This window comes from Pseudomonas fluorescens, assembly GCF_902497875.1.
Taxonomy (GTDB): domain Bacteria; phylum Pseudomonadota; class Gammaproteobacteria; order Pseudomonadales; family Pseudomonadaceae; genus Aquipseudomonas; species Aquipseudomonas fluorescens_BR.
The window spans coordinates 47,131-63,459 of the sequence record NZ_CABVHY010000011.1 but is presented as its reverse complement, the minus strand read 5'-3'; the positions used below and the strand labels follow the sequence as shown (position 1 = coordinate 63,459).

Below are 16,329 nucleotides of genomic sequence, written 5' to 3'. Positions count from 1 at the left end.
TTGGCCTGATGCCCTTCGATTCACAAGACGAACGTCGCTGGCGCAGTGGCCGGACTGGCGCCATAGTTTTGTTCCCGCGGCCTCGCTGGCTGCCCGAATAAAAAGAGACTGGCCATGACCAAGACTCTCCACCACCGTGCCTGCCACCTGTGTGAAGCCATCTGCGGCTTGACCATCGAAACCACTGCGGTCGACGGCGCTGGCGTGCAGATCACCTCGATCAAGGGTGATCCGCAGGACAGCTTCAGTCGCGGCCATATCTGTCCCAAGGCGGTAGCGCTGCAGGATATCCAGAACGATCCGGATCGCCTGCGCCAGCCCATCCTCAGGGTTGGCAACGAGTGGCAGCCGATCGAATGGGACGCAGCGTTTGCCTTGGTCGCCGAGCGCCTTGGGGCGATTCAGGAGCGTCATGGACAGAACGCAGTGGCGGTCTATCAGGGCAACCCCAGTGTGCATAACTATGGGCTGATGACTCACAGCAATTACTTTCTCGGGCTGCTGAAAACCCGCAACCGTTTTTCCGCCACGTCGGTCGACCAGTTGCCTCATCACCTGACCAGCCACCTGATGTACGGCCACGGCCTGTTGCTGCCTATTCCGGACATCGATCACACCGACTTCATGCTGATCCTGGGCGGCAATCCGTTGGCTTCAAACGGCAGCATCATGACTGTGCCGGATGTGGAAAAACGCTTGAAGGCGATCCAGGCGCGGGACGGCAAGGTGGTCGTGGTCGATCCGCGGCGTAGCGAAACAGCGGCGATGGCCGATCAGCACATTTTTGTTCGTCCGGGTGGCGATGCGGCGCTGTTGTTCGGGTTGCTCAATACCTTGTTCGCTGAAGGTCTGACTCGCGAGAGCCATTTGCCGGTGGATGGGCTTGATGAGGTTCGTCTGGCAATCGCGGCGTTCAGTGCCGAGGCGATGAGCCCGCTCTGCGCCGTAACGGCCGAGCAGATCCGTCAGTTGGCGCGGGATTTCGCGGCGGCGGACAAAGCCGTCTGCTATGGCCGGATGGGCGTTTCTACCCAGGCGTTCGGCACCTTGTGCCATTGGCTGGTACAGCTGATCAATCTGCTGACCGGCAATCTCGACCGAGTAGGCGGCGCCTTGTGCACGGAACCTGCGGTGGACCTGGTGGCCTCCACCTCGGGTGGGCATTTCAATCTCTGGCAAAGCCGGGTCTCGGGGCGTCCGGAGTATGGCGGTGAGTTGCCGGTGTCGGCCCTTGCCGAAGAAATGCTGACTGAAGGGGAGGGGCAGGTTCGCGCATTGATCACCGTGGCCGGCAACCCCGTGCTGTCGACGCCCAATGGCCGGCAACTGGAGCAGGCGCTGGACGGGCTGGAGTTCATGCTCAGTATCGACTTGTACATCAATGAAACCACCCGTTACGCCGATCTGATCCTGCCGTCGACCTCGGCGCTGGAGAACGATCACTACGACACCACCTTCAATATGTTCGCGGTGCGTAATGTCACTCGCTTCAACCGGGCGATTCTGGCCAAGCCTGAGGGTGCGTTGCACGACTGGGAGATCTTTGTCGGCCTCGCACAAGCCTTTGCCGTGAAGACCGGCAAAGAGCTCAAGCCGACCATTGCCCCGGCGCAAATGATCGATCGCGGGCTGCGTGCGGGCCTGTATGGCGATGCTTCGATACATAAGTTGTCGGTCGCGACCTTGTTCGACCATCCTCATGGAGTCGATCTGGGGCCGCTGAAGGCGAACCTGGGGCCGCGTTTGAAAACCGCCAATCAGCGCATCCAGGCCGCGCCAGCGGCGATTATGGCGGACCTGGCACGGTTTGCCGCGTTGCAGGCTCCGGTGGCTGACGAGTTGCTGATGATTGGCCGTCGACATGTGCGCAGCAATAACTCCTGGATGCACAACTATCATCGCCTGGTGAAAGGCAAGCCGCGTCATCAGTTGTTGATGCACCCCGATGATCTGGCCCGCCGTGGTCTCAGCGATGGGCAGCGGGTGCGTGTCAGCTCGCGGGTTGGCGCGATCGAGGTCGAGGTGCAGGCCAGTGTCGAGATGATGCCGGGAGTGGTCAGCCTGCCGCATGGCTGGGGGCATGCGCGGCCAGGCGTGCTGATGGGGATCGCCAGCGGCCAGCCGGGTGCCAGTGCCAATGACCTGACGGATGAGCTGCAACTCGATGAGCTGTCGGGCAATGCGGCGTTGAATGGAGTACCGGTCAAGGTGGCGGCGGCCTGATCGCCAAGGGGTAAAGTGCGCGGTAGTGCGTCTCTGTCGGTGAGACCGAGCATGGCGCTCGGCTTTCCGTTACAATGCGCCACCGTGCCGACAACTGAGTCGGAAAGTTCAGCCGAGGTGCTCCATGGATATCATCGAAACTATTAAAGAGCAGATTGCCAACAACACCATTCTGCTTTACATGAAAGGCTCGCCGAATGCCCCGCAGTGTGGCTTCTCCGCGAAAGCCGCTCAAGCTGTCATGGCCTGTGGTGAGAAGTTCGCTTATGTGGACATCCTGCAGAACCCGGAAATCCGCGCCAACCTGCCAAAGTACGCCAACTGGCCAACCTTCCCGCAACTGTGGGTCGGTGGTGAGTTGGTCGGCGGTAGCGACATCATGACTGAAATGGCCGCCGACGGTTCATTGCAGGCCACGATCAAAGCTGCTGTCGAAAAAGCCGCAGCGAACAAGACAGAAGCCTGATTGCCGCCGCAGCTTCTCTCGTAGGAGCTGCCGGAGGCTGCGATCTTTTGATCTTGAAGATGTAAAAAAGCCCCGCCTCTCGAAAGAAGGCGGGGCTTTTTATTGCATCGAGATCAGGGTGCCAGCTTACTCGCCCATCTGCGATTGCAGGTAGTTCTCAAGGCCGACTTTATCGATCAGGCCCAATTGCGTTTCCAGCCAGTCGATATGTTCTTCTTCGGATTCGAGAATATCCTCGAGCAGTTCACGGCTGCCGAAATCGCCAGTCGTCTCACAATGCGCGATGGCCGCCTTCAGATCGGCGTGGCCGGTCTTCTCGATGCGCAGGTCGCACTCGAGCATTTCCTTGGTGTGTTCACCGATCTGCAGCTTGCCGAGGTCCTGTACGTTCGGCAGGCCTTCGAGAAACAGGATGCGTTTGATCAGTTTGTCCGCATGCTTCATTTCGTCGATGGATTCGTTATATTCGTGCTTGCCGAGCTTGGCCAGGCCCCAATCTTCATACATGCGCGCATGCAGGAAGTATTGATTGATCGCGACCAGCTCATTGGCAAGGATCTTGTTGAGATGCTGGATGACTGTAACGTCGCCTTTCATGGTGGGAATCCTGCCCTATATTCGCGGTTTATGAATATAGTTTGAGCCGCGTAACTACTAGTGTCAAACCTAAGTTATTGAATAATATATGAAAATTAATCGGAATAAGAATGTTTTTGTTCCGCATCGCGGTGCTAAGCGATTGATTTCCAGACATAAAAAAACCGGACACTAAGTCCGGTTCTTTAAAATTCGTTATTTAAGCGGCAGAAAATTCTACGGGGTAGGAGATCGACGCCTGGCTGCTTTGCAGTTCGGTCAGGGTTTCGCGTACCACTTGCTTGGCAAGGCAGGCGCATTTACCGCATTGGCTGGCAACACCGGTGGCTTGGCGCACGTCACGGTAGCTGCAGCAACCGTCAAAGATCGCATCGCGGATTTGCCCGTCGGTGACGCCTGTGCAGAGGCATACATACATAAGTGAGAACCGTCGCTGGTTGTGGCTCATTTGCGATGGATCTTAATGTTAACGAGAATTATTGTCAAAGTGGTTTCGCCAAGCATGGGGTCAGAGAGGCATGTGACTGACGAATGGTTTCCCCTTCAATTTGTAAGGAAAACTGAGTATGGCCATTTTACCCGCCTGGAAAAAACCGTTAAGGACCAGGTCAAAAACGCGGTGTATGATGGTCGGCCCTTGCGAAGCGGGTTCGTGTCACAGGGCTGTCGCCTGAGGGTGACAGGCTGGTGCGAACCCAGTTCTTCACGTTATTACACCAGGAGATATCCAATGAGCGTACTCGTAGGCAAACAAGCCCCTGACTTCACCGTACCGGCCGTCCTCGGCAATGGCGAAATCGTTGACAGCTTTACCCTGTCCTCGGCCATCAAAGGCAAATACGGCCTGGTGTTCTTCTACCCACTGGACTTCACCTTCGTTTGCCCGTCCGAGCTGATCGCTCTGGACAACCGCATGGCTGACTTCAAGGCACGTAACGTTGAAGTGGTCGCGGTGTCGATCGACTCGCACTTCACTCACAACGCATGGCGCAACACCCCGGTGAACAATGGCGGCATCGGCCAGGTTCAATACACCATGGCTGCCGACATGAAGCACGAAATCGCCAAGGCCTACGACGTTGAGTCTGAAGGCGGCGTGGCTTTCCGTGGCGCGTTCCTGATCGACGACAAAGGCGTTGTCCGCTCGCAGATCATCAACGACCTGCCGCTGGGCCGTAACATGGAAGAGCTGATCCGTCTGGTCGACGCTCTGCAATTCCACGAAGAGCACGGCGAAGTTTGCCCTGCCAACTGGAAAAAAGGCGACAAAGGCATGACCGCTTCAACCGAAGGCGTCGCAGCTTACCTGACCGAAAACGCTGGCAAGCTGTAAGCCACGCGTAAGGCATAAAAAACCCGGCTGAGAGGCCGGGTTTTTTTATGGGCGCGATTTGGTCAGGCGACCTGATCAGTCGTGAAAGTCTTCCCAGCCACCCATTTGTTTCCAGCGATTGACGATGCCGCAGAACAGCTCGGCGGTCTTCTCGGTGTCGTAGCGCGCCGAGTGGGCCTCACGACCGTCGAAATCGATATCGGCGGTCTGGCAGGCCTTGGCCAGCACGGTTTGACCGTAAGCCAGGCCAGCCAGGGTAGCGGTGTCGAAGCTGGAGAACGGGTGAAACGGATTGCGCTTCATGTCCAGGCGCGCGACAGCGGCGTTGAGGAAGCCCAGGTCGAAGCTGCTGTTATGCCCCACCAGAATCGCCCGTTTGCAGCCGTTGGCCTTCAGGGCCTTGCGTACGCCACGGAAGATATCAGTCAGGGCTGTCTCTTCGCTGACCGCCATACGCAGCGGATGATCAAGCTTGATCCCGGTGAACTCCAGGGCTGCCGCTTCGATGTTCGCGCCTTCGAAAGGCTCGACCCGGAAGAAATAGGTGTGTTCAGGGAACACGAAGCCTTTTTCGTCCATGCCGATGGTGACGGCGGCAATTTCCAGCAAGGCATCGGTGGCACAGTTGAAACCACCGGTTTCAACGTCGACGACTACCGGCAGGTAACCACGGAACCGGGCTGCCATTGGATGGCGCGAACCGCCGCCACCGTTGTGGCCGTCTTGTTCGTCGTCGAAATGGTCTTCACTCACAAGTGTTTCTCCAGCAGACGCCAGCGCAGTTTTTCACCGGCGCGCAGCGGGATGACAGACAGCTCGCCGAAGGGCAGGCTGGTAGGGGCGGTCCACTCTTCGCGAACCAGGGTAATGCGATCGGTATTGACCGGCAGGCCATAAAAGCGCGGGCCGTGCAAACTGGCAAAGCCTTCGAGTTTATCCAGTGCATTGCGCTGTTCGAAGGCTTCGGCGTACATCTCGATCGCTGCATAAGCGGTGTAGCAACCCGCACAGCCACAGGCCGCTTCTTTGGCGTGTTGGGCGTGGGGGGCCGAATCGGTGCCAAGGAAAAACTTCTCGCTGCCACTGGTGGCGGCGTCGAGCAAAGCTTGCTGGTGGGTATTGCGTTTGAGAATCGGCAAGCAATAGAAGTGCGGACGAATCCCGCCAACCAGCATGTGGTTGCGGTTGTACAGCAGGTGGTGAGCAGTGATGGTCGCGCCAACGTTGGCCGGGGCCTCATTGACGAACTGCACCGCTTCACGGGTGGTGATGTGTTCGAACACCACCTTGAGTGTCGGGAAGTGTTCCACCACCCGGCGCAGGTGTTCGTCGATGAACAGCTTTTCACGGTCGAAGACATCGACTTCGCCACGGGTGACTTCGCCGTGAACCAGCAAGGGCAGTCCGACTTCGGCCATGGCCTCAAGCACAGGAAAGATCTTGTCGATGCTGGTGACACCGGAGTCCGAGTTGGTGGTCGCACCGGCCGGATAGAGCTTGGCGGCATGCACGAATCCACTGGCCTTGGCCTCTCGAATCTCTGCAGCGGTAGTGCGATCGGTCAGGTAAAGCACCATCAGCGGTTCGAAATGGCTGCCGGCCGGACGCGCAGCGAGGATACGCTGACGGTAGGCGTCGGCTTCAGCGGCATTTCGCACCGGTGGTACCAGGTTGGGCATGATGATGGCGCGGCCAAAGGTGCGCGCAACATCCGCAACAGTATTGGGTAGCACAGCACCATCGCGAAGGTGTATATGCCAGTCGTCGGGACGCAGCAGGGTCAGGCGGTCGGACATTGGGAATTCCAGGCGGGTCAAACTGAGGCGAATGCTACCGGAAAAGACTCTCTCAGGCACTCGCTATCAAGTTTTGCAGCAAGCAACCGATATCCCTTAGGTATTCGATAAACCAGTGTCATGCCGCAAACATGTGTGTCGGTCTTTTGTGTAGAAGCCAGTGGAGCCCCCCGTGCGCCAGCGTTATTTAGCCTTGCTCAGTGTGTTTGCCAGCCTGCCCGCGATGGCCCTGACTTACCAGACACGTCTGGAGAGCATCGAGTGGACGGTCGAAGGCGATAAATTCGAGTGCCGCCTGATCCAGCCCATCACCGATTTCGGTTCGGGGGAGTTCGTGCGGCGCGCCGGTGAGCAGGCGACTTTTCGATTGAAGGCTTATAACAACTCCCTCGGCGGCGGCTCGGCCACCCTGTTGGCGGCGGCTGCGCCCTGGCAGCCGGGGCGGGGTGATATCAACCTGGGGGCAGTGCAAGTCGGTAGCGGCGATGTGCTGTTCAACAGTTCCCAGGCTCAGGCCGGCCGACTGTTCCGCGGTCTGCTGGACGGTCGTAGCCCGTTGATTCGTCAGTATTCCCATGATGGCGCAGTCTCTGAGGTCCGTTTATTGCCGGTCAAATTCGGCAAGGCCTATGGCGACTATCAAGCCTGCACCGCCAAGCTGTTACCGATGAACTTCGAACAAGTGAAGCAGGCCCAGGTCGGGTTTCCTGGTGGCGGGATCGAGCTGGATACGCAGGCCAAGGCCAGGTTGCAGAATGTGCTTGAGTTCCTCAAGGCTGATCCGACGGTCAATCATATTCAGCTCGACGGCCATTCGGACAACGGCGGTAACCGCCTGACCAATCGCGATCTGTCGCGACGCAGGGCCTTGGCAGTCATGGAGTTCTTCAAGGCCAATGGCGTTCCCGAGGCGCAAATTACCTTGCGCTTCCATGGCGAGCGCTACCCATTGGCGCCCAATACCAATTCTTCCAATCGGGCGAAGAACCGCCGGGTCAATGTTCATCTGGAGCGTGTGGCGCCCAGCGAAAAGCCGGCACCGCAGGTCAGTTCCGCGAGCAATAGCGCGACGACTTCCTGAAACGGCTGTAGTGGTCGCGCACTCGACATAATCTGTCGCTTCGTCGTCATAAGCTGTCGCGCCTCTGTAAATTATCCTGTTGGGACGGTAGACTTGACGGCTTTCCGTACAACCCGGTGGAGTGATGGCATGGCGGACGTAAACAAGGTCGTTCTGGCATATTCCGGCGGCCTGGACACTTCGGTGATCCTCAAGTGGCTGCAGGATACTTATAACTGTGAAGTGGTGACCTTCACCGCTGACCTGGGTCAGGGCGAAGAGGTCGAACCTGCACGCGCCAAGGCACAAGCCATGGGCGTCAAAGAGATCTACATAGACGATTTGCGTGAAGAATTCGTACGCGACTTCGTTTTCCCGATGTTCCGCGCCAACACCGTTTACGAAGGTGAGTACCTGCTGGGTACCTCCATCGCTCGCCCGTTGATCGCCAAGCGTTTGATCGAAATCGCCAACGAAACCGGCGCCGATGCCATTTCCCATGGCGCCACCGGTAAAGGCAACGACCAGGTCCGTTTCGAACTGGGCGCTTATGCCTTGAAGCCAGGGGTGAAAGTGATTGCTCCGTGGCGCGAATGGGACCTGCTCTCGCGTGAAAAGCTGATGGATTACGCTGAAAAGCACAACATCCCGATCGAGCGCCACGGCAAGAAGAAATCCCCGTACTCGATGGATGCCAACCTGCTGCACATCTCCTATGAAGGCGGCGTGCTGGAAGACACCTGGACCGAGCACGAAGAAGACATGTGGAAATGGACCGTCTCCCCGGAGAAGGCTCCAGATAAAGCGCAATACCTGGAACTGACCTACCGCAACGGCGACATCGTCGCACTGGACGGCGTCGAAATGACCCCGGCTACCGTGCTGGCGACCCTGAACCGTATTGGTGGCGAACACGGTATCGGCCGTCTCGACATCGTCGAGAACCGTTACGTGGGCATGAAGTCCCGTGGCTGCTACGAAACCCCTGGCGGCACCATCATGCTGCGTGCTCACCGGGCGATCGAGTCGATTACTCTGGACCGCGAAGTGGCTCACCTCAAAGACGAGTTGATGCCTAAATACGCCAGCCTGATCTACACCGGCTACTGGTGGAGCCCTGAGCGTCTGATGTTGCAACAGATGATCGACGCTTCTCAGGCACACGTGAACGGTGTGGTTCGTCTGAAACTGTACAAAGGCAATGTCATTGTCACCGGCCGCAAGTCCGATGAGTCATTGTTCGATGCGAACATTGCGACGTTTGAAGAAGATGGCGGCGCTTATAATCAAGCGGATGCGGCTGGCTTCATCAAACTCAATGCACTGCGCATGCGTATTGCCGCAAACAAAGGTCGGAAACTGTTCTGATTGTTTGAGCGCGACTCAAGAAATGGCCCTGCATAAAAGCAGGGCCATTTTTTTTGCTTGAGACATTGAATTCTCGCTGTCATCTTCGGTGTGAGTACTTGATCGATGTAACCATGTTGCTTTTTCTGACCCTGTTCACACAGGCTGCACGGGATTTCGTTGTTCTGTAGGTGTTCGCCAGTGTCAGCTATGCAGTGGTTGGGGCGGTGTCAAGGTCAGCGTGCTCAAGTTGTAAATGATATAAGACGATCTTCTTTGTTTTCCAGTGTTCAGTTCTTCGAGTTCGCTTTGACTTATAAGCTTTACCGATTTCTGGTTGGCAAGAAAAACAATAAGTTCATAGGTCTCGGACGCATTGTCGAATGTTTTATCCATTTCGTTAACTAGAGTCTCCAAGCCTTTTTTTGTCTCGATCCGTCGGGTGTCGATGATGTGCAGGTGGTGCAGTCTATGCTCAAGTTCAACGCTGTCCTGTACGGCTTTATTCGCAAATAGGTTGATAATTACCGGTGGCGCCTGGGCGTTGCAGGGTGAGATGTAGCGCATCGGTGAAAGACGAATAAAGCTCTGCGACGGGTATTTAGACATACTTTCAGGTGGGCGTGAGTCTTTCCCCAGCGGAAAGCTGTCATGGTTTTGATGACCCTGTTCAAAGAGGGGAGGCGCAGCCTTGGCTTCTTTCAGAAGCACGGCTTCATGGATAATTTTCAGGAAGTGCTTTGCTTTTCCGAAGTCGGAAGGCGAATACAGTGCTTTATAGTTGAAGTTAAGCGTGACAAAAAACAAAAGGATCAGGCAGAACGGGAAACTGATCAGAAACCAGATGTAGACATTCCGGTCGTCGTTATCAAGGAACGGAAGCGATACAGCTGCCGAAGTTTCTGTTATGGCAGCGAAAATCGCAATGATGGTCATTGGATTGGTTATTTTTTTTGGGCGTCTATTCATTGGTTTTCACCTTGATGTAGTGCGTTTTTATCCTTGGCTCTCAATGAGGGGTAATTCACCAGGTTCAACGTTGTTGTGAATTTTATGAGTGAATTGAACATGGCCAGATGACGAAGTACAAATAGCGTGAGTGTTTTATTGATTCTAGACTCGAAAAAACACTACGGGGATTTTTTTTGAAGGACGGAATAGCCAAGCCGGTACCTAGCAGTGCGCTGAGTGTTAGGTTTATTCTGTATCTTATGGAGTGGTTTTCTGATTGCTCCTGTGCGTAGTGTGGGTAGAGCCATGTAATGGCCGCTATGATTTCGCGGAAATAAACATGAGCTCGGTAGGTTGTTAGTGGATAATAAATTTGTTTCCCTGTGTTTCTCACAGGTATTAAATTGCAGGGTGAGTTACTGTAAGCAATTGTTAGGTGAAAAACGATCGATAATGCGCCAGGTAGGACTCGGGGTTGTTTCTGGGTGAATGCTTCGTGGGAAATGAACGTTGACCAAGGGCAACCGGCAAGTCGATTCAGCGTGAATACACATCCTTTTATAGTGTTTTTTTGTAGGCCTAATCCGTGTTGTTTGTAGGGATGGTCTCTGGGTGCTGATGAGCGGGTGGGGCACGATGCCAAGGTGGAAATGACTAGGCTATTGTGCTGACTCTGAAAATTCGAACAGCGAAAATTGGACTGCCCATGAATAAAGTGCTGATCGTGGATGATCATCCCGTCATCCGTCTTGCTGTACGTATGCTGATGGAACGTCATGGCTATGAAGTCATTGCGGAGACGGGTAATGGCGTGGATGCGTTGCAACTGGCCCGTGAGCATATGCCGGATATTATTATTCTGGATATTGGGATTCCAAAGCTGGACGGTCTGGAAGTTATTGCGCGTTTGACCTCAAATCCGATGCCTTTAAAGGTACTGGTGTTGACCTCGCAGGCACCCGGGCATTTTTCCATGCGCTGCATGCAGGCCGGTGCCGCGGGCTATGTGTGCAAGCAACAAGACCTCACCGAGTTGCTGAGTGCGATCAAGGCGGTACTCTCCGGTTACAGCTACTTCCCCAATCAGGCGTTGCATACCGTGCGATCGAATCTGGGCAATGCCAGCGAAGCAGACATGGTGGATCGTCTGTCGGGTCGGGAAATGATGGTGTTGCAACAGCTGGCACGAGGAAAGACCAACAAGGAAATCGCCGATGGAATGTTTCTGAGCAATAAAACCGTGAGTACCTACAAGACCCGCCTGCTATTGAAGCTCAACGCTCGCTCATTGGTTGACCTGATCGAGCTGGCGCAACGCAACGGCTTGGTTTGAGTTCGAGTACCCAAGTGGCAGGGATGTTGTAACCAAGGGCGACTGTACCCGCGCTGCTGCCCTCCCTGAGCTCCTGCAAACGATGCTTTCGCTGGTGATGGTCCGGACACTGCTTCATCGGTCCACAGGACGCCTGTGGCGAAACAAATGTGCTGGATTACCCACAAAAAAGCCTCCGTTTCGGGAGGCTTTCAAGTGTTAAAGGTCAAAGTCGTAATCGGCCAGTTGCTTTTGCAGGCGCCGTTCTTCCAGCAGGTTGTCAATGGTGCGGCGTTTGCTGAGATTGGTCTTCGCGACCTCCACCACAGGCTCGGCGTCGTCTGCTTCAACGGCGATGAAGTCGTCTTCTACGTCCAGTTGCTCTTTGCCATTGCTCATAAGGTTAACTCCAGGCTTCGACTGCCATTGGCGCTCCTTATATCGATAAACCGGGTGCGGGTAAAAAAGATTTTTTCAATCGGTTTATCAATAAATCTAATAGCCCCTCAATCGTCAGAGGTCTTTTGCTTGTATTCGCACAAGTCTTCGATCCGGCAGCTGCCGCAGCGTGGCTTGCGGGCCAGGCATACATAGCGGCCGTGGAGGATGAGCCAGTGGTGGGAGTCGAGCAGGTACTCCTTGGGCACGAACTTCATCAGTTTTTTTTCTACCTCCACGACATTTTTTCCCGGCGCCAGGCCCGTACGGTTGCTGACCCGAAAAATATGCGTGTCGACGGCCATGGTCAGCTGGCGAAAAGCAGTGTTGAGTACCACGTTGGCGGTTTTCCTGCCGACGCCGGGAAGCGCTTCCAGCTCTTCTCGCGTTTGCGGGACTTGGCCGGCATGGCGCTCCACCAGCAATCGGCAGGTTTCGATCACGTTTTTGGCCTTGCTGTTGAACAGGCCGATAGTCTTGATGTATTCCGACAAGCCTTCGACACCCAGGGCATGGATCGCTTCGGGAGTATTGGCGACCGGGAACAGTTTCGCGGTGGCCTTATTGACGCCGACGTCGGTGGACTGGGCCGAAAGGATCACGGCTATCAGCAATTCAAACGGCGAGGAATAGGCCAGCTCGGTTTTCGGTTCCGGATTGTCTTCGTGAAGCCGACGGAATATTTCCAGACGTTTTGCGGCATTCATGAGTAAAGCGTTTCCTTGAAGGCGGTCAGTGTGGTTTGGAGAAGGCGGCGCAAGCCTGTTTTGCGGCAATCAGCAGCCCAAGCAAGATAAACCCGCCCGGTGCTAGGGTGAGCAGACGCGGTCCTGTGTCCTGAGCCCAAAACCAGAGCTGCCTGTAAGTGTCGGCGGATCCGGCCAGCCAGGCCAGGTGGCTGCCCAGCGAACCCGTACCGAGAACTTCACGCAGCGTGCCCAGTGCAAGCAACAGTGCACCGAACAGGCCAGACAGTCTTACACGCTCAGCCATTGGGCTGTGTTCGAAAAAGCCGCCGAGTTCGAGCAGCACGCATTGGAGCGCGATCAGCCCCAGGTAGATTCCCAGGCTTTGATGCAGCTCCAACGACCAGACCTGCAGAGCCGGCCCTGCACAGCTGACGATAGTGGTCGCCAGCAGGATACTGGCCGCCAGGCGCAGGTTCGGACTGAGCCAGCGGCGAATCGCTTTCATGGTCATGCCATAGAGGGTAATGACCAGAACGAACATCAGCCACAAGCCAATGGCCTTGACCAGGGTGTCGCTGACGCCAATCAATGGCGCGAGCATCAGCGAGTTGCGCAGTGTCGAGGTCTCAGTCATGAGCAGGCTTTCCTGTGAGTTGCGCCTGATGCTCGTCGAAATAACGCAAGGCATTATGAATGGCGCTTATCACCGACCTTGAGGTGATCGTGGCGCCAACCATTTGATCGAACTGGCCATTATCCTTTTTCAGGGCCCAGCCTGAGTCGGCCGGCTCATTGCGCGATTTCCCGGAAAAACCCTGTAGCCAAGGGTTCGGGGTCACGGCAAGGTTCCCTCCCAGGCCAGGGGTTTCCGCCTGTTTGAGGGTTTTCACCCCCAGCAGCTTGCCGTTGGCCCCGATCCCGATCAACAGTTCGATGGGGCCGGCGTAGCCCACTGTCTGGCTGCGCAGAATCACCGCGCTGGGTTGAGTGCTGAGAGTCGCCAGATAGCCGCCCAGTAGCGTGCTGCTGCCAAGCTGCACGTCGTTGATCGGCAGCGGCTGATCCAGTGGCTGATTGTCGTAGCTGCCTTGGGGCAGGATCTCCAACAGGTTACGATTTTCTATCGCCCGTCGTTCTGCCGCGATGTGCGGCGCGGCAATCTGTTGCGCGAGGAAGGCCGCGGTCGCCCCCAGACCGGCCAGCAACACCAGGATCAGCACACCGATGTTTCGGTTCATGGCACAGACGGCTCTGGTTGCGGGGCGAAGAGGCGCTCCAGTGCGGGCACGCTGAGGTTCATCAACAGCACGGCGAACGCAATGCCGTCGGGATAACCACCCCAAGTACGAATGAGATAGGTCAGCAACCCCACGCCTGCTCCGAACAGCAATCTGGCTTTTGGGTTTTTGGCGCCTGAGACCGGCTCGGTGACGATGAAGAACGCACCGAGCATGCTCGCCCCTGTCAGCAAGTGGAATAGGGGCGAGCCATGGGAGTCGGAGCCCGAACCGTTCCAGCAGAGCAGGCTGATGATGAACAGACTGGCCAGCATACCGACCGGTGCATGCCAGCTGAATACCCGCCGTTGCAGCAAAAACGCGCCACCGGCGAGGAACGCCAGATTGACCCACTCGACGCCTTTGCCACCCCAGTGGCCGAACGCCGCATTGCTGGCGAACAGTTCATCCATGGTCAGACTTTTATTGATCCGCAAGCTATCCAGGGCAGTGGCCCGGGCCCAGGCATCGACAGGCTGGGCAGTGAGGCCAAAAATCTGCTGCAGGCCGCCAAACAGGTCCATGCCATGGGACGCCGGCCAATGAGTCATCTGCTGTGGAAACGACACCAGGACCAGCGCATAGCCCAGCATTGCCGGATTGAACGGGTTTTTGCCGACTCCGCCATACAGATGTTTGCCAAAAAACAGCGCGCACGCGGTGGCGCACAGGGTCAACCACCAGGGGCAGTAGGGCGGTAGCGCCAGAGCCAGCAATGTCGCGCTGACCAAGGCGCTGCCATCGCTCAGGGAGGGTTTCAGCGGGCGCTTGCGCAAGCTGAGGACGCCAGCCTCGACGGCCAGGGCCGTGGAACCGGCCAGCAACAGGTTGATCAGCACGCCCCAGCCATACAACCACAGTAAAACAAAGATACCCGGCAGGGTTGCCAGCAGCACCAGCTTCATTGCCTGCTGAAGGCGCTCGTCGACCGTTTCAAGAGGCGTCATAGGCATCTACCTGGCGCTCGGCTTCAGCCAGCCGAGTGCGCGCCTGGGTCATCAGTTCTGCTGATGTCTCGGGCTGTCGCTCAAGTTTGCTGACATCTGCGCGAGCGTATGCCAGTTCGGTTTTCAACCGCCGCAGTTGGGTGTCGATGGGACGTTTCTCGATTCGCACGAGATCGGGGGCGGGTTGTTCGCTGGCGGCTTCGGCGCGGTGCAAGGCTTGCTCGGCTTCAGCCAACGCTTGCCCCAGGGCTGAAATCTGCTCGCCGGGGGCTTCGCTGCTCTGGGCCTTTTTCAGTTCGGCGCGGCGCATGGCCAGTTGGATTTTCGCTCGTTTAAGCTCGGCATCCTTGAGCAGAACCGGCTGCGGCGCGGGCGCAGCATTGCTTTCAAGCTGCGCCAGTGCTTGCTCGGCGGCCTCGAACTGGTGCTGCAGAATGATCAGCTGCGATTGCTGCTCGAAGGTCGGGGGATGCCCGAAAGCTTTCAGTGACTTGTTCAGTTGTGCGCGGCTCATTGCCAGATCGATTTTGGCTTTTTTCAAGGCGGCATCGGCAGCGGCGGCTTTCTGCGCCTGAACTCGCTCAATAGCGGCCTGAAGCGGGTTGGCGGGCACTTCGTTGTGCTGCGTTGGACGCTGGGCTCGCGCCAGGCGCTCAGTCTGCTTTTGCTGTTCTTCGCGGTGCAGACGGGCATTGCGCTGTTCGAAACGCTGGCGTGCGTGATTACGCTTTTCGGCGCGGGCACGTTGTTCCTCGAGGCTGAATGCCAGTCCGCCGACAATCGGCAGTACGCTGGCTAGCGGTAACGGATGCATTTCAATGCAATCCACCGGGCAGGGCGCCACACACAGGTCGCAACCGGTGCATTCGTCGATGATCACCGTATGCATCAATTTGGCCGCGCCGACAATCGCATCCACCGGGCAAGCCTGGATGCATTTGGTGCAGCCGATGCATTCCGCTTCACGAATAAAGGCGATTTGCGCCGGCGCCGGACCACGTTCCGCGTCCAGTTCCAGTACCGGTATTTTCAGCAACTCGGCCAGCGCCGAAATGGTCTCTTTGCCGCCCGGTGGGCACTTGTTGATGGGCTCGCCATTGGCAATGCCTTCAGCGTAGGGCTTGCATCCGGGGTGGCCACATTTGCCGCATTGGGTCTGCGGCAGCAGGGCATCGATGCGTTGAATCAGACTCATGTTTTGATCAGTCCGCTGAATCCGAGAAATGCCACTGCCATCAGCCCGGCGCTGATCAGTTCGATCGGCAAGCCGCGAAAGGGCAGGGGCACATCATTGTTGGAGGTGCGTTGACGCAAATCGTTGAGCAGGCTCAACACCAGCCAGAAACCCAGGCCCGCGCCGAGGCTCAGCGCAGTGGTGTAGCCCAGGCCTTTGTTGTCCTGGGTGCTGAGCAGGGCCAGGCCGAGAACGCCGGCGTTGCCCAGCAGCAAGGGCCATAGACCGCTGAACGACAGCTGTGGAAGCCAACGCGAAAGCAGGCTCAGGATCGGCTTGATCAACACCACGCTCAAAGGCAAAAAGATGAACAAACCCAACGAGGTCAGCGTCAGGGGGGCCAGCAGGTAGTGATAGAGACCGTAGCTCAGTACGCAACTGACCAGCATCAGGCAGGTGGTGGCAATACCCAGGGCATGCACTTGTTGACGCTCGGCCCCCGGCTCGCGGGTGGTCTGCAGCAGCGAATCGACACCCAGCGGCCAGTGCAATACGAAATTATTGATCAGGGCAGCGCTGAGCAGTGTGAGAAGCAGGTCGGTCATGATCGTGCCGGGTTGTGCGAGCAGGTCTGTCTGCCTACAGATTAGGCATTATCCGGCAAGGAAGGAGGGTGGGCCAGATATGAAAATCCCACCGCCACAAAACAACATGGCGGT

The 16,329-nt window shown here is 56.8% G+C and carries 18 protein-coding genes; 6 read left to right on the top strand and 12 right to left on the bottom strand.

The window, feature by feature from the left end:
• The first annotated feature begins 114 nt into the window (after positions 1-114).
• Positions 115-2,223: a molybdopterin oxidoreductase family protein gene (locus F8N85_RS12885; RefSeq protein WP_150803983.1), complete on the top strand. Its 2,109-nt coding sequence runs from the start codon at positions 115-117 to the stop codon at positions 2,221-2,223.
• A gap of 124 nt (positions 2,224-2,347) precedes the next feature.
• Positions 2,348-2,689 (top strand): Grx4 family monothiol glutaredoxin, encoded by a 342-nt coding sequence (gene grxD, locus F8N85_RS12875; RefSeq protein ID WP_116641440.1) that lies wholly within the window; start codon positions 2,348-2,350, stop codon positions 2,687-2,689.
• Positions 2,690-2,815: 126 nt separating this feature from the next.
• On the opposite strand, the gene bfr is transcribed toward grxD, so the two are convergent.
• Both bfr and F8N85_RS12865 read right to left on the bottom strand, forming a co-directional pair.
• Entirely contained in the window at positions 2,816-3,286 is a 471-nt protein-coding gene (gene bfr, locus F8N85_RS12870; RefSeq protein ID WP_150803982.1) for a bacterioferritin, read from the bottom strand.
• A 199-nt stretch (positions 3,287-3,485) separates the two neighbouring features.
• Positions 3,486-3,704, bottom strand: coding sequence for a bacterioferritin-associated ferredoxin (locus F8N85_RS12865; protein WP_150803981.1), 219 nt, complete (start codon positions 3,702-3,704; stop codon positions 3,486-3,488).
• A 312-nt stretch (positions 3,705-4,016) separates the two neighbouring features.
• Here F8N85_RS12865 and F8N85_RS12860 point away from each other — a divergent pair, with 312 nt between their 5' ends.
• On the top strand, positions 4,017-4,619 hold the full coding sequence (locus F8N85_RS12860; RefSeq protein ID WP_150643660.1) for a peroxiredoxin: 603 nt from the start codon (positions 4,017-4,019) through the stop codon (positions 4,617-4,619).
• A 75-nt stretch (positions 4,620-4,694) separates the two neighbouring features.
• Here F8N85_RS12860 and rnt read toward each other — a convergent pair whose 3' ends face one another.
• Both rnt and pyrC read right to left on the bottom strand, forming a co-directional pair.
• Positions 4,695-5,372, bottom strand: coding sequence for a ribonuclease T (rnt, locus tag F8N85_RS12855; protein WP_150803980.1), 678 nt, complete (start codon positions 5,370-5,372; stop codon positions 4,695-4,697).
• The gene (gene pyrC, locus F8N85_RS12850; RefSeq protein WP_150803979.1) at positions 5,369-6,415 is read right to left on the bottom strand and encodes a dihydroorotase; all 1,047 of its coding nucleotides are present in this window, start codon (positions 6,413-6,415) and stop codon (positions 5,369-5,371) included. Before pyrC ends, rnt begins: the two co-directional genes overlap by 4 nt.
• Before the next feature lie 172 nt (positions 6,416-6,587).
• Here pyrC and F8N85_RS12845 point away from each other — a divergent pair, with 172 nt between their 5' ends.
• Positions 6,588-7,496 carry a flagellar protein MotY gene (locus F8N85_RS12845; RefSeq protein WP_150803978.1) on the top strand — a complete coding sequence of 303 codons (909 nt, stop codon included), beginning with the start codon at positions 6,588-6,590 and terminating at the stop codon, positions 7,494-7,496.
• Positions 7,497-7,625: 129 nt separating this feature from the next.
• Entirely contained in the window at positions 7,626-8,843 is a 1,218-nt protein-coding gene (locus tag F8N85_RS12840) for an argininosuccinate synthase (protein ID WP_007898502.1), read from the top strand.
• A gap of 183 nt (positions 8,844-9,026) precedes the next feature.
• Here F8N85_RS12840 and F8N85_RS34975 read toward each other — a convergent pair whose 3' ends face one another.
• Positions 9,027-9,791 carry a hypothetical protein gene (locus F8N85_RS34975; protein WP_224795680.1) on the bottom strand — a complete coding sequence of 255 codons (765 nt, stop codon included), beginning with the start codon at positions 9,789-9,791 and terminating at the stop codon, positions 9,027-9,029.
• A gap of 688 nt (positions 9,792-10,479) precedes the next feature.
• Between F8N85_RS34975 and F8N85_RS12830 the strand changes: the two genes are divergently transcribed.
• Positions 10,480-11,106 (top strand): response regulator transcription factor, encoded by a 627-nt coding sequence (locus F8N85_RS12830; RefSeq protein ID WP_150643665.1) that lies wholly within the window; start codon positions 10,480-10,482, stop codon positions 11,104-11,106.
• Positions 11,107-11,304: 198 nt separating this feature from the next.
• Here F8N85_RS12830 and F8N85_RS12825 read toward each other — a convergent pair whose 3' ends face one another.
• The 7 genes from F8N85_RS12825 to F8N85_RS12795 all read right to left on the bottom strand — a co-directional run bounded on the left by F8N85_RS12825 (position 11,305) and on the right by F8N85_RS12795 (position 16,215).
• A complete protein-coding gene (locus tag F8N85_RS12825) occupies positions 11,305-11,484 on the bottom strand; it encodes a PA3496 family putative envelope integrity protein (RefSeq protein ID WP_150803977.1) in 180 nt (59 codons plus the stop codon).
• A gap of 107 nt (positions 11,485-11,591) precedes the next feature.
• Positions 11,592-12,230, bottom strand: a complete 639-nt coding sequence (gene nth / locus F8N85_RS12820; protein ID WP_150803976.1) for an endonuclease III — start codon at positions 12,228-12,230, stop codon at positions 11,592-11,594.
• Positions 12,231-12,255: 25 nt separating this feature from the next.
• On the bottom strand, positions 12,256-12,846 hold the full coding sequence (locus tag F8N85_RS12815) for an Rnf-Nqr domain containing protein (RefSeq protein ID WP_150803975.1): 591 nt from the start codon (positions 12,844-12,846) through the stop codon (positions 12,256-12,258).
• The gene (locus F8N85_RS12810; protein ID WP_150803974.1) at positions 12,839-13,450 is read right to left on the bottom strand and encodes an RnfABCDGE type electron transport complex subunit G; all 612 of its coding nucleotides are present in this window, start codon (positions 13,448-13,450) and stop codon (positions 12,839-12,841) included. The genes F8N85_RS12815 and F8N85_RS12810 overlap by 8 nt, the downstream gene beginning before the upstream one ends.
• Positions 13,447-14,436 (bottom strand): RnfABCDGE type electron transport complex subunit D, encoded by a 990-nt coding sequence (locus tag F8N85_RS12805; protein WP_150803973.1) that lies wholly within the window; start codon positions 14,434-14,436, stop codon positions 13,447-13,449. The genes F8N85_RS12810 and F8N85_RS12805 overlap by 4 nt, the downstream gene beginning before the upstream one ends.
• A complete protein-coding gene (gene rsxB, locus F8N85_RS12800) occupies positions 14,423-15,631 on the bottom strand; it encodes an electron transport complex subunit RsxB (protein ID WP_150803972.1) in 1,209 nt (402 codons plus the stop codon). Before rsxB ends, F8N85_RS12805 begins: the two co-directional genes overlap by 14 nt.
• On the bottom strand, positions 15,628-16,215 hold the full coding sequence (locus tag F8N85_RS12795; RefSeq protein ID WP_150803971.1) for an Rnf-Nqr domain containing protein: 588 nt from the start codon (positions 16,213-16,215) through the stop codon (positions 15,628-15,630). The genes rsxB and F8N85_RS12795 overlap by 4 nt, the downstream gene beginning before the upstream one ends.
• Positions 16,216-16,329 lie beyond the last annotated feature (114 nt).